23 protein-coding genes are annotated in these 25,942 nt (G+C 70.4%); 18 read left to right on the top strand and 5 right to left on the bottom strand.

The genetic code is table 11. The features are described 5' to 3' along the window. Positions 1 to 51: 51 nt before the first annotated feature. Positions 52 to 1,797, bottom strand: coding sequence for an AMP-binding protein (locus ACFWCK_RS14480; protein ID WP_378806511.1), 1,746 nt, complete (start codon positions 1,795 to 1,797; stop codon positions 52 to 54). A gap of 128 nt (positions 1,798 to 1,925) precedes the next feature. On the opposite strand from ACFWCK_RS14480, the gene manA reads away from it, so the two are divergent. From manA to ACFWCK_RS14455, 5 genes are all read left to right on the top strand, one after another. After that, entirely contained in the window at positions 1,926 to 3,098 is a 1,173-nt protein-coding gene (gene manA / locus ACFWCK_RS14475) for a mannose-6-phosphate isomerase, class I (protein ID WP_378806510.1), read from the top strand. A gap of 227 nt (positions 3,099 to 3,325) precedes the next feature. After that, positions 3,326 to 4,312, top strand: coding sequence for a DMT family transporter (locus tag ACFWCK_RS14470; RefSeq protein ID WP_378806508.1), 987 nt, complete (start codon positions 3,326 to 3,328; stop codon positions 4,310 to 4,312). Between the two features lie 130 nt (positions 4,313 to 4,442). Further along, the gene (locus ACFWCK_RS14465) at positions 4,443 to 5,111 is read left to right on the top strand and encodes an acyl-CoA synthetase (RefSeq protein WP_233310963.1); all 669 of its coding nucleotides are present in this window, start codon (positions 4,443 to 4,445) and stop codon (positions 5,109 to 5,111) included. Next, a complete protein-coding gene (locus ACFWCK_RS14460; protein ID WP_378806507.1) occupies positions 5,108 to 5,512 on the top strand; it encodes a hypothetical protein in 405 nt (134 codons plus the stop codon). The genes ACFWCK_RS14465 and ACFWCK_RS14460 overlap by 4 nt, the downstream gene beginning before the upstream one ends. Before the next feature lie 48 nt (positions 5,513 to 5,560). After that, complete coding sequence (locus ACFWCK_RS14455) at positions 5,561 to 7,015, top strand: MFS transporter (RefSeq protein WP_378806505.1); 1,455 nt, start codon at positions 5,561 to 5,563, stop codon at positions 7,013 to 7,015. Between the two features lie 183 nt (positions 7,016 to 7,198). Here the strand turns inward: ACFWCK_RS14455 and purB are convergent, their stop codons facing one another. Continuing rightward, positions 7,199 to 8,575 carry an adenylosuccinate lyase gene (gene purB / locus ACFWCK_RS14450; protein WP_233310966.1) on the bottom strand — a complete coding sequence of 459 codons (1,377 nt, stop codon included), beginning with the start codon at positions 8,573 to 8,575 and terminating at the stop codon, positions 7,199 to 7,201. A gap of 41 nt (positions 8,576 to 8,616) precedes the next feature. After that, positions 8,617 to 9,120, bottom strand: a complete 504-nt coding sequence (locus tag ACFWCK_RS14445) for a low molecular weight protein-tyrosine-phosphatase (RefSeq protein ID WP_378806504.1) — start codon at positions 9,118 to 9,120, stop codon at positions 8,617 to 8,619. A 186-nt stretch (positions 9,121 to 9,306) separates the two neighbouring features. Here ACFWCK_RS14445 and ACFWCK_RS14440 point away from each other — a divergent pair, with 186 nt between their 5' ends. Continuing rightward, positions 9,307 to 9,552, top strand: a complete 246-nt coding sequence (locus ACFWCK_RS14440; protein ID WP_378806503.1) for a hypothetical protein — start codon at positions 9,307 to 9,309, stop codon at positions 9,550 to 9,552. Positions 9,553 to 9,570: 18 nt separating this feature from the next. Beyond that, positions 9,571 to 11,055 carry a hypothetical protein gene (locus tag ACFWCK_RS14435; RefSeq protein WP_378806501.1) on the top strand — a complete coding sequence of 495 codons (1,485 nt, stop codon included), beginning with the start codon at positions 9,571 to 9,573 and terminating at the stop codon, positions 11,053 to 11,055. 45 nt (positions 11,056 to 11,100) lie between these two features. Here ACFWCK_RS14435 and ACFWCK_RS14430 read toward each other — a convergent pair whose 3' ends face one another. Next, a complete protein-coding gene (locus tag ACFWCK_RS14430; protein WP_378806500.1) occupies positions 11,101 to 11,505 on the bottom strand; it encodes a phage holin family protein in 405 nt (134 codons plus the stop codon). Between the two features lie 159 nt (positions 11,506 to 11,664). On the opposite strand from ACFWCK_RS14430, the gene ACFWCK_RS14425 reads away from it, so the two are divergent. From ACFWCK_RS14425 to ACFWCK_RS14410, 4 genes are all read left to right on the top strand, one after another. Next, a complete protein-coding gene (locus ACFWCK_RS14425; protein WP_378806498.1) occupies positions 11,665 to 12,735 on the top strand; it encodes a histidinol-phosphate transaminase in 1,071 nt (356 codons plus the stop codon). A gap of 240 nt (positions 12,736 to 12,975) precedes the next feature. Next, complete coding sequence (locus ACFWCK_RS14420) at positions 12,976 to 14,103, top strand: thiamine pyrophosphate-dependent dehydrogenase E1 component subunit alpha (RefSeq protein WP_233310972.1); 1,128 nt, start codon at positions 12,976 to 12,978, stop codon at positions 14,101 to 14,103. Next, positions 14,100 to 15,101: an alpha-ketoacid dehydrogenase subunit beta gene (locus tag ACFWCK_RS14415; RefSeq protein WP_233310973.1), complete on the top strand. Its 1,002-nt coding sequence runs from the start codon at positions 14,100 to 14,102 to the stop codon at positions 15,099 to 15,101. The genes ACFWCK_RS14420 and ACFWCK_RS14415 overlap by 4 nt, the downstream gene beginning before the upstream one ends. Positions 15,102 to 15,243: 142 nt before the next feature. Then, positions 15,244 to 16,587 (top strand): dihydrolipoamide acetyltransferase family protein, encoded by a 1,344-nt coding sequence (locus tag ACFWCK_RS14410; RefSeq protein ID WP_378806495.1) that lies wholly within the window; start codon positions 15,244 to 15,246, stop codon positions 16,585 to 16,587. Between the two features lie 168 nt (positions 16,588 to 16,755). Here the strand turns inward: ACFWCK_RS14410 and ACFWCK_RS14405 are convergent, their stop codons facing one another. Then, on the bottom strand, positions 16,756 to 18,054 hold the full coding sequence (locus tag ACFWCK_RS14405) for an ROK family protein (protein ID WP_378806494.1): 1,299 nt from the start codon (positions 18,052 to 18,054) through the stop codon (positions 16,756 to 16,758). A gap of 151 nt (positions 18,055 to 18,205) precedes the next feature. Between ACFWCK_RS14405 and ACFWCK_RS14400 the strand changes: the two genes are divergently transcribed. The 7 genes from ACFWCK_RS14400 (at position 18,206) to ACFWCK_RS14370 (ending at position 25,868) form a co-directional block, all read left to right on the top strand. Beyond that, positions 18,206 to 19,513 (top strand): extracellular solute-binding protein, encoded by a 1,308-nt coding sequence (locus ACFWCK_RS14400; protein WP_378806492.1) that lies wholly within the window; start codon positions 18,206 to 18,208, stop codon positions 19,511 to 19,513. Beyond that, positions 19,510 to 20,421, top strand: a complete 912-nt coding sequence (locus ACFWCK_RS14395) for a carbohydrate ABC transporter permease (protein ID WP_378806490.1) — start codon at positions 19,510 to 19,512, stop codon at positions 20,419 to 20,421. The genes ACFWCK_RS14400 and ACFWCK_RS14395 overlap by 4 nt, the downstream gene beginning before the upstream one ends. Continuing rightward, the gene (locus tag ACFWCK_RS14390; RefSeq protein ID WP_378806489.1) at positions 20,421 to 21,308 is read left to right on the top strand and encodes a carbohydrate ABC transporter permease; all 888 of its coding nucleotides are present in this window, start codon (positions 20,421 to 20,423) and stop codon (positions 21,306 to 21,308) included. The genes ACFWCK_RS14395 and ACFWCK_RS14390 overlap by 1 nt, the downstream gene beginning before the upstream one ends. A gap of 44 nt (positions 21,309 to 21,352) precedes the next feature. Further along, positions 21,353 to 23,035: a glycoside hydrolase family 13 protein gene (locus ACFWCK_RS14385; protein WP_378806488.1), complete on the top strand. Its 1,683-nt coding sequence runs from the start codon at positions 21,353 to 21,355 to the stop codon at positions 23,033 to 23,035. Between the two features lie 177 nt (positions 23,036 to 23,212). Next, positions 23,213 to 24,139 (top strand): metal ABC transporter solute-binding protein, Zn/Mn family, encoded by a 927-nt coding sequence (locus ACFWCK_RS14380; protein ID WP_378806487.1) that lies wholly within the window; start codon positions 23,213 to 23,215, stop codon positions 24,137 to 24,139. Then, positions 24,136 to 24,981 carry a metal ABC transporter ATP-binding protein gene (locus ACFWCK_RS14375; protein ID WP_233310990.1) on the top strand — a complete coding sequence of 282 codons (846 nt, stop codon included), beginning with the start codon at positions 24,136 to 24,138 and terminating at the stop codon, positions 24,979 to 24,981. Before ACFWCK_RS14380 ends, ACFWCK_RS14375 begins: the two co-directional genes overlap by 4 nt. After that, positions 24,978 to 25,868, top strand: a complete 891-nt coding sequence (locus tag ACFWCK_RS14370; RefSeq protein ID WP_233310991.1) for a metal ABC transporter permease — start codon at positions 24,978 to 24,980, stop codon at positions 25,866 to 25,868. Before ACFWCK_RS14375 ends, ACFWCK_RS14370 begins: the two co-directional genes overlap by 4 nt. Positions 25,869 to 25,942 lie beyond the last annotated feature (74 nt).

Here is a 25,942-nt window from a genome sequence, read left to right as displayed (position 1 = left end):
TCGGTTCCACCGCAAAGTGCGCGCTTTGAAATGAGGGGGCGAACCACCGCGTCAGCGGTGGTCGCGGTCGTGGTGCTGACCCGACTCGTCGCCGCTCGCGATGCGCTCGGCCTCGCGGGCGCGCAGATCCACCCGGCGGATCTTGCCGGAGATCGTCTTCGGCAGCTCGGGCACGAACTCGATGATCCGCACCCACAGGTGCGGGGAGAGCTGACCGCGCGCGTAGGCGAAGATCGAGCCGGCGGTCGCCGTGAGGTCGTCGTGCGCCGACGCGGTGAGCAGCACGTACGCCTTCGGTACCGCCAGGCGGGTCGGATCCGGGCTCGGCACGACGGCCGCCTCCATGACGTCCGGGTGCTCGAGCAGCACCGATTCGAGTTCGAACGGCGAGATCTTGTAGTCCGACGCCTTGAACACGTCGTCCGCGCGGCCGACATACGTCAGATACCCCTCGGCGTCGCGGGTCGCGATGTCGCCGGTGTGGTGGAAGCCGCCTTCGCGTGAGCGCGCCGTGGCCTCCGGATCCGCGTAGTACCCCGCCATCAGCCCGAGCGGGCGCTCGGCGAGGTCGAGGCAGATCTCGCCCTCGGCCACACCGTCCGCGTCACCGTCGACACGCGTCCCGGTGACCGGATCCACCAGCACGACCGGGTAGCCCGGCAGGGGACGACCCATGGATCCGTCCTTCACGACCTGGCCCGGCGAGTTGCCCACGCAGGCCGTCATCTCGGTCTGCCCGAAGCCGTCGCGGATCGTGCCTCCCCAGGCCTGGCGCACACGGCCGATGACCTCGGGGTTCAGCGGTTCGCCGGCGCCGACGAGCTCGCGCGGCGGATGCGGCAGGCGTCCCAGGTCGGCCTGGATCAGCATCCGCCACACCGTCGGCGGGGCGCAGAACGTCGTGACGCGGTGCTGCTCCATGACCTCCATGAGCGTGTTCGCGTCGAAGCGGTCGTAGTTGTAGACGAACACGGTGGCCTCGGCGAGGAACGGCGAGTAGAAGCTCGACCAGGCGTGCTTCGCCCAGCCCGGTGAGGAGATGTTGAGGTGAACGTCGCCCTCGCGCACGCCCAGCCACCACATGGTCGAGAGGTGTCCGACGGGATAGGACACGTGCGTGTGCTGCACGAGCTTGGGCCGGCTGGTGGTGCCCGACGTGAAGTACAGCAGGCTGGTGTCGTCGGCCGGTGTCGGGGCGTCGGGCTCGAAGTCGTCGTCGACGCCGTTCGAATCCGCGAAGTCGTGCCAGCCCGCGGGCATCGCCGTGCCCGGAGCGTCGGGCACGGCGATCCGTACGACCTCCGCGGGCAGCTCGGCCACGCGATCGCTCAGCGACCCGAGCGTCACAACCGCGCGCGCCTCGCCCTTCTCCGCGCGATAGGCCAGATCCGCCGGCGAGAGCAGCGTCGAGGTGGGGATCGCGACCGCGCCGAGCTTGGTGAGGCCGAGCATGGTCTCCCACAGGTCGATCGTGTTGCCGAGCATCACGATCACGTGGTCGCCGCGGCGGATCCCGAGGCCGTGCAGCCAGTTCGCCACCTGGTTCGATCGTCGCGCGAGCTCGCCGTAGGTCCAGCTCCTGCTCGGCAGATCGGCCGAGACGATCTGCACCGCCGGTCGGTACGGCGTCTCGCCGGCGACGACATCGAACCACTCCAGCGCGAAGTTGAACTCCGAGAGCGCAGGCCAGTGGAACACGGAGCGAGCGCCCGGGTAGTCGGTGGCGTGCGCGAGCAGCAGGTCACGGGCGGAGCGGATAGCGGCGGTCGCCGCGGTGGCGGAACGGGGCTGGCTCATGGAGCCATCTTCGTCCTTCCGGACCTCCGACGACAGTTTCGAGGAGCGATGTCTGCTGCTTCGCGGGTCCTTTCGGAGCAAACATCGCGCTCCGAAAGGAGAGGGCGGATCCTCGCTACGCTGGCGGGATGAGCGCTTCCCCCGAGCCCCTGTTCGTCCCGATCGACAACGTGCCGCGCGACTACGCCTGGGGGCGGGTGGACGGGGTCGCGGGCGTGCTCGGGACCGCGGGCACCGGCGGCCCGGAGGCGGAGCTGTGGCTCGGCGCGCATCCCGGATCCCCGGCCCGCACAGTCGGCGGAGAGCCCTGGGCGACGCTGCTGGACTGGGAGCAGGCGAGCGGCTCCCGCCTGCCGTTCCTGCTCAAGATCCTCGTCTCGGGCGCGCCCCTGTCGCTGCAGGCGCACCCCACCCCGACCCAGGCCGAGGCCGGGTTCGCCGATGAGAACAGCCGGGGTATCCCCCTCACCGCCGCGCACCGCAACTACAAGGACCCCTACGCGAAGCCTGAGTTCATCGTCGCGCTGGAGGACGGCTTCGATGCGCTCTGCGGCTTCCGACACCCTGCCGCGATCCTCGCCGACGTGGATGCGCTCGCCGCCCGGGCCGGATCCGATGCGCTCGCTCCCTGGCGCGAGGAGCTGGCCGGGCCGGACGGGCTGCGCGCCGGATTCTCCTGGCTGCTGGCCGGCGGCGCGGGCGTGGAGCTCGCCGTCGCCGCGCTCGTCGCGGCCGCCTCCGGTGACGAGCGCTTCGAGCTGATCACCCGCCTCGCCGAGGCCTACCCCGGTGATGCCGGTATCGCGGTCGCCCTGATGCTGAACCACGTGACCCTCGCCGCGGGGGAGGCGCTGTGGCTGCCCGCGGGCAACATCCACGCCTACCTCGGCGGCGCGGGCGTGGAGCTCATGGGGGCGAGCGACAACGTGCTGCGCGGCGGCCTCACCCCCAAGCACATCGACACCGCCGAGCTCCAGCGCGTGCTGACCTTCGCCGCGTCGGACGACGACCACCTCGTCCCGGTCGAGATCGCCGAGAACGTGCGCAGTTACCGGCCGCGCATCCACGCCTCCGGCGCCGATGTGCCGTTCGAGCTGCTCGCGGTCACCGGCGCTGCCACGATCGCGCTCGCCGGTCCGTCCATCGCGATCACCACGGACGGATCCTTCGCACTGTCGGCCGGCGACGCGACGGCGGAGGCGCCGCGCGCCGCCTCCGTGTTCGTGAGCCGCGCGGCGGAAGTGCAGGTGACCGGATCCGGCCGGCTCTGGATCGCCACCGCGGAATCCACTGCCGGCTGAGTCGCCCCCCGGCGGGGTCGCGGCGCCGCACTGGCGCCCCGGTCGCCGCGCTGGTGCCCTGGTCGCCGCGCTGACCGCGAGACCTAACCTCTGTCCCGAGACCGACGATGCGATCGTCGGTCTCGGGACGTCGTTTCGGTCTCGCCGTCAGGGGGAACGGTGTCCCGGGGGTCGCGGGGCGCCGCCGCCCGGCCCCCCGGTGGCGCCGGATCCCGTAGCGTAGTGCCGTGAACCAGCCCGCTCCTCGTCGTGTGCTCGGGCTCAGCCGGCAGGAGTGGGCCCTCGTCGGCATCACCGTCATCTGGGGCGGCACGTTCCTCGTCGTGCACACCGCGATGGAGCATTCCGGGCCGTGGTTCTTCGTCGGGTTCCGGTTCCTCGCGGCGGGGGTGTTCGCTGCGCTGATCTTCTGGCGTTCGCTGCGCGGCATGACCTGGCGCGAGCTCGGGGCCGGCGCGGCGATCGGCGCCGCGATCTACGGCGGTTACGGTCTGCAGACCGCCGGCCTGCAGACGATCGACTCCAGCACCAGCGCGTTCATGACGGCGTTCTACGTGCCTCTCGTCCCGCTGCTGCAGTGGCTGGTGCTGCGCAAGCCCCCGCGGGCGCTGACCCTGGTCGGCGCAGGCCTCGCGTTCGTCGGTCTGCTGCTGGTGGCGGGCATCGGATCCCGCGGCATCCACCTCGGCGAGGGCGAGATCCTCACGCTGATCAGCACCCTGCCGATCGCGGGGGAGATCATCCTGATCAGCCTCTTGGGCGGACGGTTCGACGTGGGCCGGCTCACCGTCGTGCAGCTGCTCACCGCCTCGCTGCTGGGCTTCGCGACCATGCCCGCCGTGGGTGAGGCGATCCCCGCCTTCGACCCGGTCTGGCTGTTCGCGGGTCTCGGCATGGGCGTCGCGAGCGGGCTCATCCAGCTCACCATGAACTGGGCGCAGCGCTCGGTCTCCGCAACCCGCGCCACCATCATCTACACGGGGGAGCCGGTGTGGGCGGGCGTGGTCGGACGCATCGCGGGGGAGAGGATCCCGCCGCTCGCGATCCTCGGCGCGGCCCTCATCATCGCCGGCACGCTGCTCAGCGAACTGCAGCCGCGCCGCGCTTCGAGAGCCCCAGGGGCCGACGACGCACGCGCCGCCGAGGATCCTGGTGCGCACGCGGATGATCCGGATCCGGATGCGCCGGAGCTCACCTCCCGAGCGGGCGCCTAGGATCCCGCGCGTAGACTGGCAGGGTCCGCCCGTCCACAGGGGCGGCCGTAGAACCCGTCGAAGCGGTTGCTGAGGCCTGGTCCCTGAGGCCGCGCGAAGGGCTCGAAGCACAGGGACCCGAGGATCCGTCATGCCCGCCACCCGCACGTTCCAGCTGCGCCACGTGCAGCTCGCACGCGCCGCCTTCGCCGCGGTCGCGGCCCTCATGATCACCTTCTCGGCGAACCACTCCGCGATCGTCGGGCTCTCGGTGTTCAGCGGTTTCGCGCTCGTCACCGCGTTGATCCACATGCTCGCCGCCTGGCTGGTTGCGCCTGCCGGGTGGCGCTGGCCGTACGTGCTGCTCGCGGCGATCTCGATCCTCACCGGCATGGCCGGGAGCATCCCCGCCTGGCGCACCACGCCGCTGTTCTTCGTCGTCGTGATCGCCTGGGGCGCGCTCGGCGGACTCGTCGAGCTCATCGCCGGGCTCCGCGCCCGTCGCCAGGCCCGCGCCGGGACCGCGCCCGCCGTCGTCGCCGACGGGGCCCGCGATGCAATTCTGGTCGGAGCCCTAGGCCTCGCCCTCGCGGTCGGGCTCCTCTGCGTGCCGACGACCTATGCGCTCAACTACTCCATCGCCGAGGCCGGCTCGTTCACGCTGACCGGGATCACCCTGGCCGTCGGGATCTTCGGCGCGTACGCCGCCATCGTCGCCGTGTTCCTCGGCATCGCGGGGCTCAGCCCCCGCTCCCGCACCAACGGTTCGGGCATCGACACCGCCGGCACGGCGCCGGCCGAGAACGAAGGATCCGCATGACCGAGAAGACCAGGCGCAGGGATCTGTTCCGACCGTTGCAGCTGGTCGGCCTGTCGTTGCTGTGCGGACTCTTCGCCGGCATCGTGACCGTGATCGCGACAGGCGCGTTCACGGACAAGGTGATGCGCGCGGTGGAGAACGGCACCTACGGCGCGATCCCGCCGTGGAACCTCGCCTTCATCGTGACCGGCGGGATCTTCATCGCGAGCCTGCTGATCCTCTCGATCCTGATCCTCGCGGTCGACCCGGCGGACTTCACCAAGCCGCACGACCGCCCTGTGCTCTACGACACGGTCGATGACGCGTCAGCGGCGCCCGGGACGGCGGCCCCCGACGCAGCCGACGCTTCCGACTCCGACGACGCGGCCGGATCCGCCGAGGGCGACGCGCCGAAGGCGTAGGCCACCGGGAATAGCCCGGATCCGGAACGCCTTGACCTCAAGGTGAGCATGACGATCGATCGCGCGGCCGTGGGCTTCCGCTCTGAGCGCGGTCCGGTGCTGCTCTCCCTCATGCTGGCCACGGGCCTGATCGCGATGGATGCGACGATCCTCGCCACGGCGGTGCCGAGCGTGGTGCAGGACCTCGGCAGTTACCAGCAGTTCCCGTGGCTGTTCTCGATCTATCTGCTGGCGCAGGCGGTGAGCGTGCCGATCTACTCCAAGCTCGCCGACACCGTGGGGCGCAAACCGATCCTCATGGTCGGGATCGCGCTGTTCCTGCTCGGATCCGTCCTGTGCGGTCTGGCATGGAGCATGACCTCGCTCATCCTGTTCCGGCTGGTGCAGGGCCTCGGCGCCGGCGCCGTCGGACCCATGGCCATGACCATCGTCGGCGACATCTACACGGTCTCCGAGCGGGCGGTCGTGCAGGGCTACATCGCCAGCGTCTGGGCGATCTCCTCGGTCGTGGGGCCGGCTCTGGGTGGGCTGTTCGCGCAGCTCGACGTCTGGCGGCTGATCTTCTTCATCAACGTGCCGCTGTGCCTCATCGCGGCGTGGATGCTGATGCGACACTTCCATGAGCAGGCCGAACGCCGCCGGCACCGCATCGACTACCTGGGCGCTGTCCTGCTCACGATCGGCCTGACCGGCATCATCCTGGGCGTGCTCGAGGGCGGCAACGCCTGGGCCTGGCTGTCGGTGCCGAGCCTGGTCTGCTTCGCCGGCGGAGCGCTGGCGCTTGCGGTGTTCGCGTTCGTGGAGCGACGTGCGGCCGAGCCGATCATCGATCTGCGGCTGATCTCGCGCCGGCTCATCCTCACCACGACGATCGCGTCGCTCGCGATCGGTGCGCTGCTGACCGGCGTCACCAGCTTCGCACCCGCGTACCTGGAGGGCTCGATCGGGGTCGTGCCGCTGCTGTCGGGGCTCGCCGTGGCCGCGATGACCCTGGGCTGGCCGCTCTCCGCCGCGAACGCGGGGCGGCTGTACCTGCGGCACGGGTTCCGCTTCACGGCGTTGATCGGGGCATCGATCGCCACGCTCGGCGCGATCGGACTGGCGCTGATCGGGCCGTATCCGAACGCCTACACGCTCGCCGCGGTCGCCTTCGTGATCGGCTTCGGCCTGGGCTGGACCGCCGCGCCCACCCTCATCGTCGCGCAGGCCTCGGTCGGCTGGGGAGAGCGCGGCGCGGTGACCGGCATGAACACGTTCGCCCGCTCGGCCGGCAGTGCCGTCGGTGTGGCGGTGTTCGGCGCGATCTCGAATGCGATCATCGCCTCCGGCGGCGGATCCGAGGATCCCGCGACCGTCGTGCACGCCTCGACCTGGGTGTTCATCGCGGCCGCCGTGACCGCGGCGCTCATGCTGGTGGCGATCCTCGCGATGCCGAAGGACCGCGCCGGCGAGCACTCCGGCGCCCCCGCCACGATGCCCGCTCCCGAGCCCGCGGAGGCCTGAGCGTCCGTTCCCGCAGGGGTGCCCCCGCCGGGGTCGTTGAGCGAGGACGCGCGAAGCGCGACCGAGACGAAACGCGGTGCTCTTGCGCGAGCACGCCGTTTCGTCTCGCTGCTCCTTCGTCGCTGCTCGCTCAACGACCCCGGGGGCGAGGGGGAAGCTCCTTCGCGGCTGTTCGCTCCCGGGTCAGCGGGCGAGCGTCTCCGCGAGCCCGATGTACGTGGCCGGGGTCAGCGCGAGCAGGCGCTGCTTGGCGGCGTCGCCGATCTCCAGGCCCTGCACGAACTCGGCGAGGTCCGCGGCACCCACGCGGTGACCGCGGGTGAGCTCCTTGAGCAGCGCGTAGGGATCCTGGATCGTGGAGCGGCCGGCGACGACCTCCGCGCGGATCACGGTCTGGATGGCCTCGGCGAGCACCTCCCAGTTGTGGTCGAGGTCCTCGAGCAGCACATCGCGGGAGAGCGAGATCTCGTTGAGGCCGCGGCGCAGGTTGTCCAGCGCGAGCAGCGAGTGCCCGAAGGCGACGCCGATGTTGCGCTGCGTGGTCGAGTCGGTGAGGTCGCGCTGCATGCGGCTGGTGACCAGGGTCTGCGACAGGGAGTTCAGCAGGCTGCCTGCCAGCTCCAGATTCGCCTCGGCGTTCTCGAAGCGGATCGGGTTGATCTTGTGCGGCATGGTCGAGGATCCGGTCGCGCCGGCGACGGGGATCTGCGCAAAGTAGCCGAGCGAGATGTAGGTCCAGATGTCGGTGGCGAGGTTGTGCAGGATCCCGCCCGCGTGACGGACGTGGTCGTACAGCTCGACCTGCCAGTCGTGCGACTCGATCTGGGTGGTGAGGATGTTGAAGTCGATGCCGAGGCCCTCGATGTACTCGCGGGCGATCATGGGCCAGTCGACGTCGGGCTCGGCGCTCAGGTGCGCCGACCAGGTGCCGGTCGCGCCGGAGAACTTGGCCAGGTACTCGGAGCCCTCGATCCGCTTCACCACGCGCTCAAGACGCCAGGCGAACACCGCCAGCTCCTTGCCCATGGTCGAGGGGGTGGCCGGCTGGCCGTGCGTGCGGGACAGCATCGCGGCGTCGGCGTGCTCGATCGCGAGCTCGCGGAGCTTGGCGATCACGTCCTGCAGAGCGGGCAGCCACACCCGCTCGACCGCGCGCTTCACGGTGAGCGCGTAGGAGGCGGAGTTGATGTCCTCGCTCGTGCAGGCGAAGTGCGTGAGCTCGGCGATCGCGTCCAGCCCGAGTGCCGACAGGCGGTCGCGGACGAGGTACTCCACGGCCTTCACATCGTGGCGGGTGACCGCCTCCTTCTCGGCGAGCCAGTCGATCTCGGCCTGGCCGAAGTCGCGGTAGAGGCCGCGCAGGCGCTCCTTGTCGGCGTCGGCCAGCGGGGCGGTGCCGAACAGCGCGCGGTCGGTCAGGGCGATCAGCCACTCCACCTCGACCTCGACGCGGGCGCGGTTGAGCCCCGCCTCGGAGAGGTAGTCGGCGAGCGGGGCGACCGCGGCGCGGTAGCGGCCGTCGAGCGGGCTGAGGGGCTGGACGGGAAGCGAGGCGGTCACGGGGGTCCTCCGGGAAGAGTCGTGGATCCGGGCCGCCGGTGTCACGGACGCGGCGGTCGGATGGCGGGTTCGAGCTGGCCGAAGAGGCCGTGGCTCGCTCTCTCGATCATACCGAGCACCTCGTCGAACACCCGGGCGTCGGCGTAGTAGGGATCCGGTACGTCCAGCACGGTCGGATTGTGCTCGAACGAGAGCAGCAGGGTCACCTTGCCCTCCTCCGACTCGTCGCGCGCCCATTGCTTCAGGATCCGCTCATGCGTGCGATCCAGGGCGACGACGAGATCGTTCTCGGCGAACGAGTCGTAGGTGAACTGGCGAGCGCGATGCTTGGATCCGTCGTAGCCGCGGCGGGCCAGGGAGTCGATCGTGCGGCTGTCGGCCTGCTCGCCCACGTGCCAGTCGCCGGTTCCGGCGCTCGTCGACACGATCCGGTCGCCGAGTCCCTGCTTCGCCGCGATGTCGCGGAAGACGACCTCCGCCATGGGGGACCGGCAGATATTGCCCGTGCACACGAAGATCACGCGGAACGGGTCCGACTCGGTCATGGCTCCATTGTGCCGCACCGCGTCGCGCGGCGGAGAGGCCGGGTGGCGCAGGGGCGCTGCAGCACAGCCGGCGGAGTAGCGCGGCCGAGCAAGGGTCGTCCTCCACAGTGCCGGATATGCGCGGAATCTGCACGGGTCGCGCGAAACCCGCCCCGCAGGCGGTGCGCGCCCGGCAGAGTCGGCGTCATGTTCGCCATCGCTCCCACGACCGCCGAAGGATCCTGGATGCTCGCCGAGGCGCTGCTGCGCTGCGATCGCGCGCGTGAGCGGCTCGACCGCGCTCTCGCCGACCTGCGCGCTCTCCCGGTCGACTGCGCGTGGCGGGCGCGTGCGGTCGAGCTGATGCTCGAGCGATGCGCCGCACAGCAGCGCGAGCTGGTCGGCGCGCTCGACCAGCTGGAGACGGTCGAGTCCGCGCTGAGGGTGGGGTGACGCTTCGTGGGAAGCGAGGTGGAGATCACGCACGGCGGCATCGTCGCCGTGGACCCGGACGACCTGCGCGCCATGGCGGGCCGCATCCGCGCCGATGCCGCCGCCGTGCAGGTCGCCAGGGAGGAGCTGCTCGAGATCCCGGCGATCCTGCAGTCCTCGTCCCTGCCGCCCGGATCGCGGTACGTCGCGACCACGCCGGTGTGGACGGTGGCGAACCGGCTGGATGCGGTCGGGGAGGTGCTGGACGAGGTCGCGAGCGGCACCGCCACGATGGCCGACATCTTCGAGATCGCGGAGCTCCGTGCTCAGCGCGAGATGTCCGGCGTGACGGATCCCGAGCTCGTGAAGCGATCGCTGCATCGGATCGAGGAGATCCTCGGGCGGAATCCGCGCCTGGGGGAGATGCAGCGCGAACTGCTGAAGACCTGGGCCGCGGGTGCGTATGAGGGCTTCACGCCAGTGCCGGGTGCCCCGCTCTCCGAGGCCAGCGGGGCGGCGTGGGACATCGCCTCCACGCTGACCCCGGCCCTGCGCCTCGCCCTGCTGAACGCAGGAGTGGCCGAGGGCGAGATCGCCCAGGGGGCGCTGCTTCTGCTGATGCTGGTGGCGCCGAGGTTCGGACAGACATGGCGCCCGCCGCTGACCCCGACGCCCGGGGTCGTGGTGGTCGACGGGGCGTCCGGCCCGGGCGCGCCGGGGAGAGGCGCCGTGGATCCTCGCCCGGGCGACCTGCTGCTCAGCCGCACGCGCACCCCCGGATCCGTCTCGAGCGGTTCCGGGACGGCCGGGGCGACCTCGGGTGCGCTCCCGGGTCCGTCGGCGCCAGCCACCCTGAGCGATGCCGTCGCCCGCATTCCGTACGGCCAGGCTCCCCAGGTGCGCGTCGAGAGGTACACGCTCGCCGACGGCTCCACACGGTTCGTCGCGTATGTCGACGGCACCCGCCCCGGACAGCCCGCCTCGGAGCCGTGGGACATGGACTCGAACGCCCAGGCGTACGTCGAGCGGAAGGAATCGGACTCGTACAAGGCGACGGTCGCGGCGCTGCGCGCTGCGGGTGCCGATGAGACGACGCCGGTCGATCTCGTCGGATACTCGCAGGGCGGCATGAACGTCGATCTCGTGGCGCAGTCCGGGAACTTCGATGTGCAGGGCGTCTACACGGTCGGATCGCCGACGGAGCCCCCACTGCCCGCGGAGGTGGACCACGTCGCGGTCCGTCACACCGACGATCCGGTCGCCGGGCTCGCGGGGGGCGGTCGGCCCGACGGACTGGGGTCGTCGCAGGGGCTGGTCATCACACGCACCGCCGCGCCGGGCCACGGGATCGACGCGACCATGCCGGCGCATCAGCTCTCCGAATACCAGGCGACGGTGCGCCTGGCCGAGCAGTCGGGGGATCCGCGGATGGGCGGGGTCCGCGCGCACTTCTCCGTCTACGAGGGCGCGGCGCTGACGGAGTCCACCGACTTCACGGCGACGCGCGTCCCCGGAGCGGAGTGAATCCGCGTGGGTGTCGCAGCGAGCGTCGGATCGTCGGACGACGGGTCAGCGGTCGCGGTCGCGCTGGCGCTGCGGGCGCAGGATCGCGTTGAAGACCGCGTTGATGATGGCGATGAGCAGGGCCGCGACGATCGTCCAGCCGAAGCCGCCGAGCGTCAGACCCCAGCCCCAGAAGCCCGTGATCCAGGCCGTGAGCCAGAGCAGGAACCCGTTGATCACGAGCGAGATCAGCCCGAGGGTCAGGATGTACAGCGGGATCGCCACGATCTTGACCACGGTGCCGACGATCGTGTTCACGATCGCGAACACGGCGCCGATCGCGAGCAGTGTGACCAGCAGGGGGACCATCCCGCCCGGCGGGTAGGGGGTGACCGTGACCTCCAGGATGGCGATCAGGCTCACAATCCAGATGGCGAAGGCGTTCACGACGACGCGGATGAGAAACCTCATGTCGCCGATTCTCGCATCCGAACCCGGGATCCGCCCGGGGCATGATCGGATCCGAATCCTGCCGGTCGCCGAGCCCGTCGGGAGGCCATGAGCGCGCGCAGTCCCGCCGGACGTCTTCGCGCCTCCACGCCGGGAAGACGCCGGATCTAGACTCGACGCGTGAGCGATGAGATCCTGCCCCGCATCCGTGAAGAGATCGCGGCCCTTCCGCCGTACCGCCAGGGCAAGCAGGCGGGCGCCGACGCGTTCAAGCTCTCCAGCAACGAGAACCCCTTCGAGCCACTGCCCTCGGTGCTCGCCGCCCTCTCCGATGCGACGCCGATGAACCGCTATCCCGACGCGACCGCGGGCGCGCTGCGCGCGCGGCTGGGGGAGCGCTACGGCGTCGCGCCCGATGCGGTGCACGTGGCCTCGGGCAGCGTCGCGATCCTGTACCAGCTCGTGCTGGCCGCGGCGACCGTGGGCGACGAGGTCGTCTACGCGTGGCGGTCCTTCGAGGCGTATCCCGGGCTGCCGCTGGTGGCCGGGGCGACCGGGGTGCAGGTGCCGCTCACGGCCGATGCCCGCCACGACCTCGATGCCATGGCCGCTGCGATCACCGAGCGCACCCGCGTGGTGATCGTGTGCACGCCGAACAACCCCACCGGTCCGATCGTGACCGTCGCGGAGTTCGCGGCGTTCGTGGCGAAGGTGCCGCAGGATGTGCTGATCGTGCTCGACGAGGCCTACGCCGAATTCGTCACCGCGCCCGACGCCGTCGACGGCCTGGCCGAGCGCATCTTCGAGGCCCACCCGAACGTCGTCGTGCTGCGCACGTTCTCCAAGGCGTACGGGCTCGCAGGCCTCCGCGTCGGCTACGCCATCGGGCACCCGCGCGTGCTGGACGCGGCCCGCACGACCGCGATCCCGCTGTCGGTCACCGCCGCCGCCGAGCGCGCCGCGATCGCGAGCCTCGACGCCGAGGACGAGCTGCGCGCCCGGGTCGCGGTGATCGTCGAGCGTCGCGCCGAGCTCGTCGAAGGCCTGCGTGCGCAGGGCTGGGACGTGCCGGACGCTCAGGGCAACTTCGTCTGGCTGCCCACCGGCGAGGCGACGGCAGACGTCGCCGCGGCGTTCGAGGAGGCGGGCCTGATCGTGCGCGCGTTCCCGGGCGACGGGATCCGCATCTCGGTCGGCGAGGCCGAGTCGCTGCCGCGTGTGCTCGCCGTGGCCGCCGCCCAGCGCGCCTGATCCGGCTGCCCGGCCGGGCCCGGCGCGCGGACAGGCGGCAGGCCCGAACCGGGTGCCTGACAGCGCGGCGATCGATGCAAGGCCTTCCACGTAAAAAGCTAGGGGGACCTGGCATTAATACGTGGGACACCTGGATATCCGCGGGCCCGCATGCGTCCGTGGGGATCGTCACACAGGCCTCGGGATCGTTTGTGCGCACCCTCCACTGCGAAGCCGGAAAGCTCGGTTACCGTAGACAAGGTGACTGACGCCGATATCCCCACCGTCCGCGTCCTCGATGCCGACGGCCGCTTCGCTCCGAACCCCGCCGCGGAGGAGTATCTGCCCCTCATCGAGGCCCTGCCCGACGGCGAGCTCGAGCAGTTCTACCGGGACATGGTCGCGATCCGCGCGATCGACACCCAGGCCACGAACCTGCAGCGCCAGGGCCAGCTCGCCCTGTGGCCGCCGAGCCGGGGGCAGGAGGCCGCCCAGGTCGGATCCGCCCGCGCCGCCCGCCCGCAGGACACGATCTTCCCCTCCTACCGCGAGCACGCCGTCACCCGCATCCGCGGCGTGGATCCGGTCGACATCATCAAGCTCATGCGCGGCACCTCGAACGGCGGCTGGGACCCGACGGATCCGCGCAACGGCAACACCCGCATCTACACGCTCGTGCTCGGCTCGCAGACCCTGCACGCGACGGGCCTCGCGATGGGGCTCGTCTTCGACGGCAAGTGCGGATCCGGTGACGTCGATCGCGACCAGGCCGTCATGGTCTACTACGGCGACGGCGCGTCCAGCCAGGGCGACGTGCACGAGGCGATGGTCTTCGCGGCGAGTTACCAGACCCCCGAGGTGTTCTTCCTGCAGAACAACCACTGGGCGATCTCGGTCCCCGTCACGACCCAGTCCCGGGTGCCGCTCGTGCAGCGCGGCACCGGCTACGGCATCGAGTCGGTCCGTGTCGACGGCAACGACGTGCTCGCGAGCTGGGCCGTCACCCGCCGCGCACTCGACGAGGCCCGCACGGGCCAGGGCCCTCGAGCGATCGAGGCCGTCACGTACCGCATGGGCGCGCACACCACGAGCGACGACCCCACGAAGTACCGCGGCAGTGACGAGGAGCAGGAGTGGGCGCTGCGCGACCCGATCGCCCGCCTGCGCGCCTACCTGGAGCATCGGGGAGCCGCCGGATCCTTCTTCGCCGACGTCGAGTCCGAGGCGGCGGACGCCGCCGAGGACCTGCGCGTGCGCACCCTCGAGCTCGGCGCGCCGACGGCCGAGGCGATCTTCGACAACGTGTACAGCGACCCGCACCCGCTCATGGCGGAGCAGAAGGCGTGGCAGGCGCAGTACGAGGCCTCGTTCCAGGAGGACAACCGATGAGCACCGTCACGACGACCGCAGGCATCGAGACGATGCCCTTCAGCAAGGCCTTGAACGCGGGTCTGCGCAAGGCCATGGAGGACGACCCGCGCGTGCTCCTCATGGGCGAGGACATCGGTGCGCTCGGCGGCGTGTTCCGCGTGACCGAGCACCTGCAGCGCGACTTCGGCCCGCAGCGGGTGCTGGACACCCCGCTCGCCGAGTCGGGCATCGTCGGCACCGCGATCGGCCTCGCCATGGGCGGGTTCCGACCCGTCATCGAGATCCAGTTCGACGGCTTCGTCTTCCCCGCCTTCGACCAGATCACCACGCAGCTCGCGAAGATCACGGCCCGGCACGAGGGCAGGGTCTCGATGCCGATCGTGATCCGGATCCCCTACGGCGGGCACATCGGCGCGGTCGAGCATCACCAGGAGAGCCCGGAGACCTACTTCGCGCACACCCCGGGCCTGCGCGTGGTCTCGCCGTCCACCCCGAACGACGCGTACTGGATGATCCAGGAGGCGATCGCGTCGAACGATCCCGTGATCTTCCTCGAGCCGAAGAGCCGGTACTGGCCCAAGGGTGAGGTCGACCTGTCCGCCCCGGCCTTGCCGCTGCACGCGTCGCGGGTCGTGCGTCGTGGATCCGATGTGACCCTGGTCGGGCACGGCGCCATGGTCTCCACCCTGCTGCAGGCTGCGGCGCTCGCCGAGGCCGAGGGCACGAGCTGCGAGGTCGTCGACCTGCGTTCGCTGTCGCCGGTGGACTACGGTCCGATCCTCGACTCGGTGCGCTCCACCGGCCGCATGGTCTACGCGCAGGAGGCGCCCGGCTTCGTGAGCCTCGGCAGCGAGATCGCCGCGACCGTCATGGAGCGCGCGTTCTACGCCCTCGAGGCGCCGGTGCTGCGGGTGTCGGGCTACGACACCCCGTTCCCGCCCGCGAAGCTCGAGAGCACCTACCTGCCGGATCCGGACCGGATCCTCGAGGCCGTCGACCGGTCTCTCGCGTACTGATGACTTACCCCGGGGTCGTTGAGCGAGCACCGGCGCAGCCGGCGCGAGACGAAACGCGGTCTCCCGTGAGATCGCCGCGTTTCGTCTCGGTCGCCTCCGGCGTCCTCGCTCAACGACCCCATCTGGTGAAAGGATCCCGACCATGAGCACCCAGACCTTCACCCTCCCGGACGTCGGCGAGGGCCTGACCGAGGCCGAGATCGTCACGTGGCGGGTCGCCCCGGGCGACGCCGTCGCGGTCAACGACGTGATCTGCGAGATCGAGACCGCCAAGTCGCTCGTCGAGCTGCCCTCGCCGCATGCCGGCACGGTCGGCGAACTGCTCGTGCCCGAGGGCAAGACGGTCGACGTCGGCACTCCGATCATCACCTTCGTGACGTCGGCAGCCGAGCCGGCGGCCCCGGCTGCGGCACCTGCGGCTCCCGCGGTCGAGGAGGGATCCGGATCCGTGCTCGTCGGCTACGGTTCCGGTGCGGAGGCGACCTCGCGCCGCCGTCGCCCCGCTGAGCGACCGGTGCGTTCGAGCGTCGGCGTGATCGCGAAGCCTCCGATCCGCAAGCTCGCGCGCGATCTCGGTGTCGACCTCACCCAGGTCGCGCCATCGGGCGGCGACGGCGAGGTCACCCGCGACGACGTCATGAAGCACGCCGAGCAGGCCAGCGTGTTCCGCAACATCCAGACCCCGGAGTGGGGCGACGTGCGCGAGGAGACCGTGCCCGCGCCGCAGTCGGCTCCGGTGGGCCTCGCCCGCGGCATCTCGCCCGCGCGCGCCGGCGCCGACGAGAGCCGCACCGAGTCGATCCCGGTCAAGGGCGTGCGCAAGGCGACCTCCTCGGCGATGGTGCAGAGCGCCTACTCCGCCCCGCACGTGACCGTGTGGAAGGAGGTCGACGCGACCCGCACGATGGAGCTCGTCAAGCGCCTCAAGGCCTCGCCCGACTTCGCCGACATCAAGGTGTCGCCGCTGCTCATCGTCGCCCGCGCCGTGATCTGGGCCGTGCGCCGCACCCCCATGGTCAACGCCGCGTGGATCGACACCGCCGACGGCGCCGAGATCGCCGTCCGTCACTACGTGAACCTCGGCATCGCCGCGGCCACTCCGCGGGGCCTCCTCGTGCCGAACATCAAGGACGCGCAGGAGATGGGCATGAAGGATCTCGCCCGTGCCCTGAACCGGCTCACCACGACCGCGCGCGAGGGCAAGTCCACGCCCGCCGACCAGCAGGGCGGCACCATCACGATCACCAACATCGGCGTGTTCGGGATGGACGCGGGCACCCCGATCATCAACCCCGGCGAGGCCGGCATCGTGGCCATGGGCACGATCAGCCAGAAGCCGTGGGTCGTGGACGGCGAGGTTCGCCCGCGCTGGGTGACCACCGTGGCCGGGTCCTTCGACCACCGCGTCGTGGACGGCGACGGCATGAGCCGCTTCATCGCCGACGTCGCCGCCGTGCTCGAGGAGCCCGCGCTGCTCGTGGACTGAGACCGGATCCGGCCTCTTCGGGTTGTCCCCGAACGGGGCCCTTGAGCGACGACGCCGGAGGCGACGGAGACGAAACGCGGTGCTCTTGCGAGGGCGCTGCGTTTCGTCTTGCCCCTCGCTGCGCTCGGAGCTCGCTCAACGTCTCCGGGAGGGTGGACGGGGCCGGGCTCAGCCCTTCAGGCGCTGGGCCACGAGCCGCGGCAGGCCCACGGTCCTCGCCGACGCGAGCGCCGTCGAGACGGCGCCGGCGAGCACGATGTCGGCGCCGAGGCGCGAGCGCAGGATCGCAGGCGCCGGCAGGTCCAGCAGCGGGCGCAGCACGTCGCGCGCGGCATCGAGCACGGGTTCGATGGCTTCCGCGATCGCGCCGCAGACGATCACGCGCTCGGGGTCGTAGGTGCTGCCGAGCACGGCGACGACCCGGGCGAGGAAGGCTCCGGCGTCGCGCACGACGAGCGCCGCGTCCGCATCTCCGGCAGCGGCGAGGGCGAGCACGCGGTCGGCCTTGAGCCCTTCTGGGGCGAGCTGCGCCAGCGCTCCGTCGGCGCTCGCCTCGCCGGAGGCCAGCAGCTCTCCGGCGAGGCGCGTGATCGTGGGTCCGAGGCCGTCCGCCGAGTCCACCCCGCGCACGTGGTCGAACAGCACCATCTCGCCCACGCCGCCGTGCGCCCCGTGCAGGATGTGCCCGTCCACCACGGCGCCGGCGCCGAACCGCTCGCCCGCGATGAGCGCGATGTAGTCGCGGCAGCCCACGGCCTCGCCCAGGTCGCCTTCGGCCGCGGCCGCGAGCACGGCGTCGTTCTTGATCTCGACCACGGGCGCCCACCCCGCCAGCAGCTCGGCGAGGCCGGGGTTGGTGCGCTCCCAGAACCCGTCGGGGTGTGGAGGCGACGACCCGTTCCGCGCCACAGGAGCCGCGACCCCTGCGCACAGCGCGAGGACGCGATCGCGGGGCACGCCGCTCGTGGTCAGGGCCGCGTCGAGGTGCTTCAGGATCGCGGCCCGCCGCTGCCCCACGGTGTGCTGCGGATCCAGATCGGCGCGCACGCGCGCGAGCGGGGTGCGTGCCAGGTCGGTCACGGTCACACCGAGGTGCGTGTCGCCCGCGTCCAGCGCGATCACCGCGCCGAGGTCGGCGGGCAGCTCGAACCGCCGCGCGGGGCGGCCGGCCGAGTACTCGCCGGCGTCGCGGGCATTGGGCAGCTCCTGGACGACGCCTGCCTCGACGAGGGTGTCGATCGCGTCGATCGTGGTCGAGCGCGTGAGCGAGGCCCCGGCCATCGCCTCCGTGGCGGTGAACGGGCCGCGGCCCCAGGCGAAGTCCAGCACCTGGCCGAGGCTCGGCCGGCTGCCGGGCGTCGAGGCCGGAACCTCAGCGGGCGCGACGGTGGACCCCACGACGGCGGCGCCCGCGGCGGCCGCGCCAGGGGCGGCGGGCGCCGTGTCAGGCGCGGTGGATCTCGGCATTCGTGCTTGACCTCTCGGGTGGACCTCTGTCAGAGTATCCCTCGTCCGACTTAATTCGGACACAAAATCTAATCTCCGGAACAAAGATCCGCGTTACCGCCGGCGTCACGCCGCGGGAGCGTCGGATCCGCCGGAAGGGACGAGGACGATGGTGTCTGGGAAGAGAACGCGGATCGCGAGGGCGCTCGCTGCCGTCGCCGCGCTCGCCGTGGCCGGGGGAGCCCTCGCGGGCTGCGCCCCCGCCGACGGCCGTGAGACGGTGCGCTTCACCTTCAGCAAGCGCGAGGCGATCGACTTCATGACGAAGGTCGTGAAGGATTACAACGCCTCGCAGAACAAGGTGAACGTCGTCATCGACACGTCCGGCGTCGACGTGGTCTCCGCGAGCTTCGTGCGCGGCAACCCGCCGGACCTGATGCTGGCGAACTACAACTTCGAGGTCGCACGGTTCGTGCAGCGCTGCGCGTTGACCGACCTCTCCGACACGGCCGAGGCGGGGCGGATCCGCACCGATCTGCAGCCGCTGCTGGACCAGTACGGCACCTGCCCCGGCAAGACCACCGTGCTGCCGTACTCGGTGATGGCCGCCTCGGTGATCTACAACAAGGAGATCTTCGCGAAGTACGGCATCCAGATCCCGAAGACCTGGGACGAGCTGATCGCCGCGAGCGACACCCTCAAGGCGGCCGGGGTCACCCCGTTCTACGGCACGTTCAAGGACAACTGGACCATCGGTCAGGGCTGGTACGACTACGCGGTCGGCGGCGAGGTGCCGGTGGTGGACTTCTTCGCGAAGTTGAACGCCGAGGGCACGAACGTCGGCCCAGCCTCGCAGACGTCCTTCTCGAAGGACTTCGCGAAGCCGGTCGAGAAGATGACGCAGCTCATCAAGGACTACACCCAGCCCAATGCCGGCAGTCAGGCGTACGTGGACGGCAATCTCGCGTTCGCGAAGGGGCAGGGCGCCATGTACCTGCAGGGGCCCTGGGCCTTCGGCGAGATCGCCAAGACCTCGCCGGACCTGCAGCTGGGGACCTTCCCGCTGCCGATGACCAACGATCCGAGCGACCTCAAGGTGCGCGTGAACATGGATCTCGCGGCGATGATCCCGACCGGATCGCGGCACCAGAAGGCCGCACGCGACTTCCTCGCCTACCTCTATCAGCCCTCGGTGATCGACGCCTACAACGCCTCGCAGCTCGGCTTCGCGCCGACCACCGACGCCACGATGCCGACCGATCCGCGGATCGCGGGGATGATCCCGTACTACGACAAGGGCGCCGTCTATCAGGGCGCCTCGGTGCTCGTGCCGAAGACGATCCCGGTCTTCAACTACGTCCAGGCGATCGCCCTCGGGGGCAGCGTCAAGGGCACCCTGAGCACGATGGACGCGGACTGGGCGCGCGCCGCCTTCCTCGCCCCGAAGCTCCCGAGCGACACGAAGGGCAGCGAGAAATGAGCGCCACGACGACCATCGTGACGGGCGGTGACCGGAGGATCCGGCGCAGCAGCCGCCGGATCGAGCCGATCTACTACCTGTTCCTGCTGCCGACCCTGGTGCTGTTCACGCTGGCGATCACCGTGCCGGCCGTCATGGGCATCTTCTTCAGCTTCACCGACTCCATCGGGATCGGCACCTGGAAGTTCAACGGGTTCACCAATTACATCGCCGCGTTCAGCGACCCGGCCATCCTGCAGAGCTACCTGTTCACGTTCGGTTTCTCGATCGCGACCGTGATCGTGGTGAACGTGCTCGCCTTCCTCCTGGCCGTCGGGCTCGTCTCGCGCATCCGGTTCAAGACCGGTCTGCGTGCGATCTTCGTGATCCCGATGGTGATCTCGGGCATCATCATCGCCTACGTGTTCAACTTCCTGTTCTCGAACTCGATCCCCGCGCTCGGGTCGGCGACGGGGATCCCGTGGCTGTCCACGAGCATCTTCGCGAATCCGGATCTGGCGTGGGTCGGCATCGTGATCGTGACCGCCTGGCAGGCGATCCCCGGCACGCTGCTCATCTACATCGCGGGCCTGCTCTCGATTCCGGGGGAGGTGTACGAGGCGGCGAGCATCGACGGGGCGAACAGGTCCCAGCAGCTCACTCGGATCACGGTGCCGCTCGTGGCCGGGTACTTCGTGATCAACATCGTGCTCGGGTTCAAGGGCTTCCTGAACGCGTACGACATCATCAAGGGCCTCACCGACGGCGGCCCCGGCACCGCGACCCGCAGCGTCGCCATGACGATCATCGCCGGCTTCAACGGCGGCGACTACGCCTACCAGATGGCCAACGCGACGATCTTCTTCATCGTGGCGATCCTGATCTCGCTGCTGCAGCTGTCCGTGACGCGCGGAAGGAACGCACTCTGATGTCCACCCAGAACCTCCTCACGACCCAGGCCATCGCCCTGGGCGGGCGCAAGCCCCGCATCCGGATGGAGCGGGTCAATTGGTCGGGGACGATCATCCTGATCCTGTGCACGGTCACGGTGCTGATCCCGCTCTACGTCACGATCTCGATGGCGTTCAAGACCTCGAAGCAGGCGGTCGACGGCAACGCGTTCTCGCTGCCGGCCCCCTTCAGCCTCGACGGCTTCACGCAGGCCTGGGACCTCACGAAGTTCCCGGTCGGCGCCGGGGTCTCGCTGCTCGTCACCGCTGGCACGGTGTTCCTGACCGTGGTGCTGGCCGCGTTCGCGTCGTACGCGATCGTGCGCAACTGGGACCACCGGCTGTTCCGGTACTCGTTCTTCTACCTGCTCGCGGCGATGTTCATCCCGTTCCCGGTCGTCGCGCTGCCGCAGATCCAGCTCACCGGGCTCACCCACCTGGACAACCCGTTCGGGGTGATCCTGCTCGCCACGATGTTCCAGCTCAGCTTCAGCGTGCTGCTGTTCACCGCGTTCCTGCGGTCGATCCCGCTCGAGCTCGAGGAGAGCGCCCGGATCGACGGCGCGAGCACCTGGCAGACCTTCTGGCAGATCATCTTCCCGCTGCTCGGCCCGATGAGCGCCACGGTCGGCATCTTCGCGTTCCTGTACGCCTGGAACGACTTCATGATGCCGTCGCTGATCATCTCGGATCCGGCCTTGCAGACCCTCCCGGTGCGGCAGAACCTGTTCCAGAACCAGTTCAGCAGCAACTACAACGTCGCCTTCGCCTCGTACCTGATGGCGATGGCTCCCGCGATCGTCGCCTACCTGTTCACCCAGCGCTGGGTGATGGAGGGCGTGACCCAGGGCGCCGTCAAGGGCTGACGCCCCCTCGAACCACCTGAACCGCAACCCCAGAAGGGAACCCCATGACCGATGCAGTCCTCGCGACCGACACCCCCGTGACCGGATCCGCCGATGCCGCCTGGTGGCGCCAGGCGGTCGTCTACCAGGTCTATCCGCGCAGCTTCTCCGATTCGGACGGCGACGGCCTGGGCGACATCCGCGGCGTCGTGGACAAGGCCGACTACCTCGCCGGCCTGGGCGTCGACGCGGTGTGGCTGAGCCCGTTCTATCCCTCCGAGCTCGCCGACGGCGGCTATGACGTCGCCGACTACCGGGACGTCGATCCGCGGCTGGGCACATTGGCCGACTTCGACGAGATGATCGCCGCCCTGCACGGCCGCGGCATCAAGGTGATCGTCGACATCGTGCCGAACCACTCCTCCGACCGGCATGCGCTGTTCCAGGCCGCGCTCGCCGCGCCCAAGGGTTCGCCCGAGCGCGATCGCTACATCTTCCGCGACGGGCTGGGGGAGAACGGCGAGCTTCCGCCCGCGGACTGGACGAGCGTCTTCGGCGGCGCGGGGTGGGAGGCGGTCGGCGACGGCCAGTGGTACTTCCACTTCTTCGCGCGCGAGCAGCCGGACTTCAACTGGGACAACCCCGACGTGCACGCCGAGTTCCTGGAGACCCTGCGGTTCTGGTCGGACCGGGGCGTCGACGGCTTCCGCATCGATGTCGCGCACGGCCTCAGCAAGGACCTCCCGGAAGTGCTGCCGAGCCAGGCCGAGTTGGACGCGATGGACACCACGGGCGGACAGCACCCGATGTGGGACCGTGACGCCGTGCACGACATCTATCGCGAGTGGCGGCAGGTGTTCGACGAGTACGACCCGCCGCGCATCGCGGTCGCCGAGGCCTGGGTCGCCACCGCCGAGCGGCGGGCGAAGTACGCGTCCCCGGAGGGCCTCGGCCAGGCGTTCAACTTCGACCTGCTCGAGGCCGACTTCGATGCCGCGCAGTTCCGGCACATCGTGACCGACAATCTCGCGCAGAGCGCCGCGACCGGATCCAGTTCCACCTGGGTGCTCTCCAACCACGACGTGGTGCGGCACGCCACCCGCTACGGGCTCGAGCCGCTGAACGGCCGCGCGGTCAAGCAGGGGTCCGCCTGGATCCTCGCCGGCGGCCCCGCCGATCAGGTCGACCTGGAGCGGGGTGGACGTCGCGCGCTCGCCGCGACGCTGTTCCTGCTCGGCCTGCCCGGCAGCACCTACCTGTACCAGGGCGAGGAGCTCGGCCTGCACGAGGTCGCCGACATCAAGGCCGAGGACCGGCAGGATCCGGCGTTCTTCCGCGGCGCCGACCCCGACCGGGACGGACTGGGCCGCGACGGCTGCCGCGTGCCGCTGCCCTGGGCCGGCACCGGGTCGTCGTTCGGCTTCGGCGCCGCCGGCGCGCACATCCCGCAGCCGGCCTGGTTCGCGGGCTACGCGGTCGAGACGGAGGATGCGGATCCGGCCTCCTCGCTCAACACGTATCGCCGCGCCCTCGCGCTGCGCCACGAGCTGCAGACCGGCGAGACGCTGGAGTGGATCGAGACCGGCCGCGACGACGTGCTGCGCTTCGTGCGGCCCAACGGCTGGCAGGTCGTGACCAACTTCGGCACCGAGCCGTTCGCGCTCGGTGCGGACTCCGGCGATGTGGTGCTCGGGGCGCTCGTCGACGGCGCGATCCCGGGTGAGAGCACGGTCTGGCTGCGGGGCTGATCCGAAATTCTCCGCCTCGCTCGCTGGTCCCGTAACGCCCTTTCGTACGATTCGCTGGTCCCGTAGTGCCCTTTCGCAGGGCGCGGAAGGGGCGATACGGGACCAGGGAGCGGAATGGGCACGACGTCCGGTTCCGCCGTTTTGATAATGATTCTCATTTAACGTAGTGTCGAGGACATGCAGAAGCCCCTCGTCGCCCTCGCTCTCGCCGCCGCCTCGATCCTCGCTCTCGCGGGCTGTTCCTCGACGGCCGGCCCCGCGTCCTCATCCAGCGCGGGGAGCATCGCGGTGACGGCGTCGACCAATGTCTGGGGCGACGTCGCGAAGGAGATCGGCGGCGATCACGTCGAGGTCACCTCCGTCATCGCTTCTCTGTCGCAGGATCCGCACGAGTACGAGGTGACCGCCGCGGATCAGCTGAAGGTCCGCGGCGCGAAGCTCATCCTGGAGAACGGCGGCGGCTATGACTCGTTCTTCGGCGACCTCGTCTCGAAGTCGGGGAGCAAGGCTCCTGTCGTCACCGCGGTCACGTTCGCGCCGAGCTGGCCGAAGGGTGAGGATGGCATGAAGACCGCCGAGGGATTCAACGAGCACGTCTGGTACGACACGGGGGTCGTCGAGGACGTCGCGAAGAAGGTCGCCGACGAGCTCAGCGGCATCGCCCCCGAGCACAAGGCCGACTTCGAGAAGAACCTCGCGACCTTCCAGCAGGGTCTCGCCGGGCTGAACTCCTCGCTCACGACGATCAAGGGTGCCCATCAGGGCGAGAAGATCTTCGTCACTGAGCCGGTTCCGCTGTACCTGACGGAGGCCGCCGGCCTGGTGAACGTGACGCCAGAGGCCTTCAGCCACGCGGTGGAGGAGGGGCAGGACGTCCCGCCAGCCACGCTTCTCGAAGCGACGAACCTCGTCGAGTCGGGTGAGGTCAAGGCGCTGTTCGCCAACGCCCAGGCCGGTGGTGCCGAGACCACGAAGGTCATCGGCGTCGCGAAAGAGAAGGGTGTGCCCGTGCAGGAGGTCACCGAGCTGGTGCCGGACGGCAAGACCTACCTGTCCTGGATGAAGGACAACATCGACACGCTCTCGCGTAACCTCGACAAGTGACCTCTCCCGCCGAGTCTCCGGCCGCTCCGCTGCTGCGGATCCGCGGTGCCGGCATCCGCCGGGACGACCGAGAGCTGTGGAGCGGACTCGACCTCGATGTGGCCGCGGGCGAGCTCGTGGCGGTGCTCGGCCCCAGCGGCACCGGCAAGACCACGCTGCTGCGCGCGATCCTCGGTCTGCAGCAGCTCTCCGAGGGCACCATCGAGGCGGCGGGGCAGCCGGTGCGTCGGCGCGGCAACCGCCGTATCGGCTACCTCCCGCAGGCGCGCCCGCTGCCGCCCGAGACATCGCTGCGGGGCCGCGACCTCGTCGCGCTCGGCGTCGACGGGCACCGGTTCGGCCTGCCGATCCCGCGCCGCGGTGACCGCGCCAGGATCGACGCGTTGGTCGCGGCGGTGGGAGCCGACTCCTTCGCGGATCGCCCCGCGGGCACTCTCTCCGGCGGCGAGCAGCAGCGGCTGCGTGTGGGCCAGGCGCTCGCCGACGACCCAGGGCTGCTTCTCTGCGACGAGCCGCTGACCAGCCTCGACCTGGCCAATCAGCGAGCAGTGGTGGAGCTCATCGATCGGCACCGCCGCACCGGTGCCGGTGTGCTTCTCGTCACCCACGACATCAACCCGGTGCTCGACATCGTCGACCGGATCCTGTACCTCGCGAACGGGCGGTTCACGCTGGGCACGCCACACGAGGTGCTCACCACGCGAGTGCTCTCGGACCTCTACGGGGTTCCTGTTTTCGTCTCGGAGGTCGGCGGTCGGCTGGTCGTCGTCGGCGCGCCCGATGCGGAGAGCGCCGCGCATCATCACAACCATGTCGGACCGGACGGGGAGGCGGCCGCATGAACCTCGCGGACATCGGCCAGGCCATGTTCGGCGGCCTCTCCCAGTACGGCGAGATCCTCGCACTCGTCTCGAACTCGGTCTGGGCGGGAGCCGTGCTCGGCCTCGTCGGCGGTCTCATCGGCGTCTTCGTGATGCAGCGCGACATGGCCTTCGCGGTGCACGGCATCAGCGAGCTGTCCTTCGCGGGCGCTGCTGTCGCTCTGCTGGTGGGCGTCGACGTCGTCACCGGCTCGATCGTCGGCTCCCTGATCGCCGCCGCGATCATCGGTTGGCTGGGCGCTCGCGCGCGCGACCGCAACTCGATCATCGGCGTGCTCATGCCGTTCGGTCTCGGCATCGGGATCCTCGCCCTCTCGCTCTACAGCGGGCGCGCGGCGGGCCGGTTCAGTCTTCTGACGGGGCAGATCGTCTCGGTGCAGTCGGACCAGCTCGGCTGGCTGACCGGGATCTGCGCCCTCGTGCTGGTGGGCCTGCTGCTCATCTGGCGGCCGCTGCGCTTCGACTCGCTCGACCCGCAGTCGGCCGCCGCGCGCGGCGTTCCGACGGTCGGCGTCTCCTTCGCGTTCATGCTGCTGCTCGGTCTGGTCGTGGCGGTCGCGGTGCACATCATCGGCGCGCTGCTGGTGATGGCGCTCGTCGTGACACCGGCCGCCGCCGCCATGCGGGTGCGCTCCGGCCCGCTCTCGGTTCCGGTGCTGGCAGCCGTGTTCGGGGTGGCGTCCGCGGTCGGCGGCATCCTCCTGGCCGTGATGGGGACGCTCCCGGTGAGCCCGTACATCACGACGGTCTCGTTCGTGATCTACCTCGTCTGTCGCGCGATCGGATCCCGTCGGGATCGCGTCGTGCGCGCGGCGACCCGACCCGAGGCGGCGGTGCGCCAGCCGTGATCGACCGTCGCGCCGCCGCGCCTCACCGCGTGCCGCGCGACCGGTCTTCCCGGGGGGACAATCCTCCCGGGGCG

The organism is Microbacterium sp. NPDC060117 (assembly GCF_042729315.1).
Lineage (GTDB): Bacteria > Actinomycetota > Actinomycetes > Actinomycetales > Microbacteriaceae > Microbacterium.
This window is presented reverse-complemented; position numbering and strand designations above follow the sequence as displayed.

Excerpts from the sequence above, each read along its gene's own strand:
- ACFWCK_RS14480 (WP_378806511.1), bottom strand. The coding sequence starts at position 1,797 with ATGAGCCAGCCCCGTTCCGCCACCGCGGCGACCGCCGCTATCCGCTCC.
- manA (WP_378806510.1), top strand. The coding sequence starts at position 1,926 with ATGAGCGCTTCCCCCGAGCCCCTGTTCGTCCCGATCGACAACGTGCCG.
- ACFWCK_RS14465 (WP_233310963.1), top strand. The coding sequence starts at position 4,443 with ATGCCCGCCACCCGCACGTTCCAGCTGCGCCACGTGCAGCTCGCACGC.
- ACFWCK_RS14460 (WP_378806507.1), top strand. The coding sequence starts at position 5,108 with ATGACCGAGAAGACCAGGCGCAGGGATCTGTTCCGACCGTTGCAGCTG.
- ACFWCK_RS14455 (WP_378806505.1), top strand. The coding sequence starts at position 5,561 with ATGACGATCGATCGCGCGGCCGTGGGCTTCCGCTCTGAGCGCGGTCCG.
- ACFWCK_RS14445 (WP_378806504.1), bottom strand. The coding sequence starts at position 9,120 with ATGACCGAGTCGGACCCGTTCCGCGTGATCTTCGTGTGCACGGGCAAT.
- ACFWCK_RS14440 (WP_378806503.1), top strand. The coding sequence starts at position 9,307 with ATGTTCGCCATCGCTCCCACGACCGCCGAAGGATCCTGGATGCTCGCC.
- ACFWCK_RS14430 (WP_378806500.1), bottom strand. The coding sequence starts at position 11,505 with ATGAGGTTTCTCATCCGCGTCGTCGTGAACGCCTTCGCCATCTGGATT.
- ACFWCK_RS14415 (WP_233310973.1), top strand. The coding sequence starts at position 14,100 with ATGAGCACCGTCACGACGACCGCAGGCATCGAGACGATGCCCTTCAGC.
- ACFWCK_RS14410 (WP_378806495.1), top strand. The coding sequence starts at position 15,244 with ATGAGCACCCAGACCTTCACCCTCCCGGACGTCGGCGAGGGCCTGACC.
- ACFWCK_RS14405 (WP_378806494.1), bottom strand. The coding sequence starts at position 18,054 with ATGCCGAGATCCACCGCGCCTGACACGGCGCCCGCCGCCCCTGGCGCG.
- ACFWCK_RS14395 (WP_378806490.1), top strand. The coding sequence starts at position 19,510 with ATGAGCGCCACGACGACCATCGTGACGGGCGGTGACCGGAGGATCCGG.
- ACFWCK_RS14390 (WP_378806489.1), top strand. The coding sequence starts at position 20,421 with ATGTCCACCCAGAACCTCCTCACGACCCAGGCCATCGCCCTGGGCGGG.
- ACFWCK_RS14385 (WP_378806488.1), top strand. The coding sequence starts at position 21,353 with ATGACCGATGCAGTCCTCGCGACCGACACCCCCGTGACCGGATCCGCC.
- ACFWCK_RS14380 (WP_378806487.1), top strand. The coding sequence starts at position 23,213 with ATGCAGAAGCCCCTCGTCGCCCTCGCTCTCGCCGCCGCCTCGATCCTC.
- ACFWCK_RS14370 (WP_233310991.1), top strand. The coding sequence starts at position 24,978 with ATGAACCTCGCGGACATCGGCCAGGCCATGTTCGGCGGCCTCTCCCAG.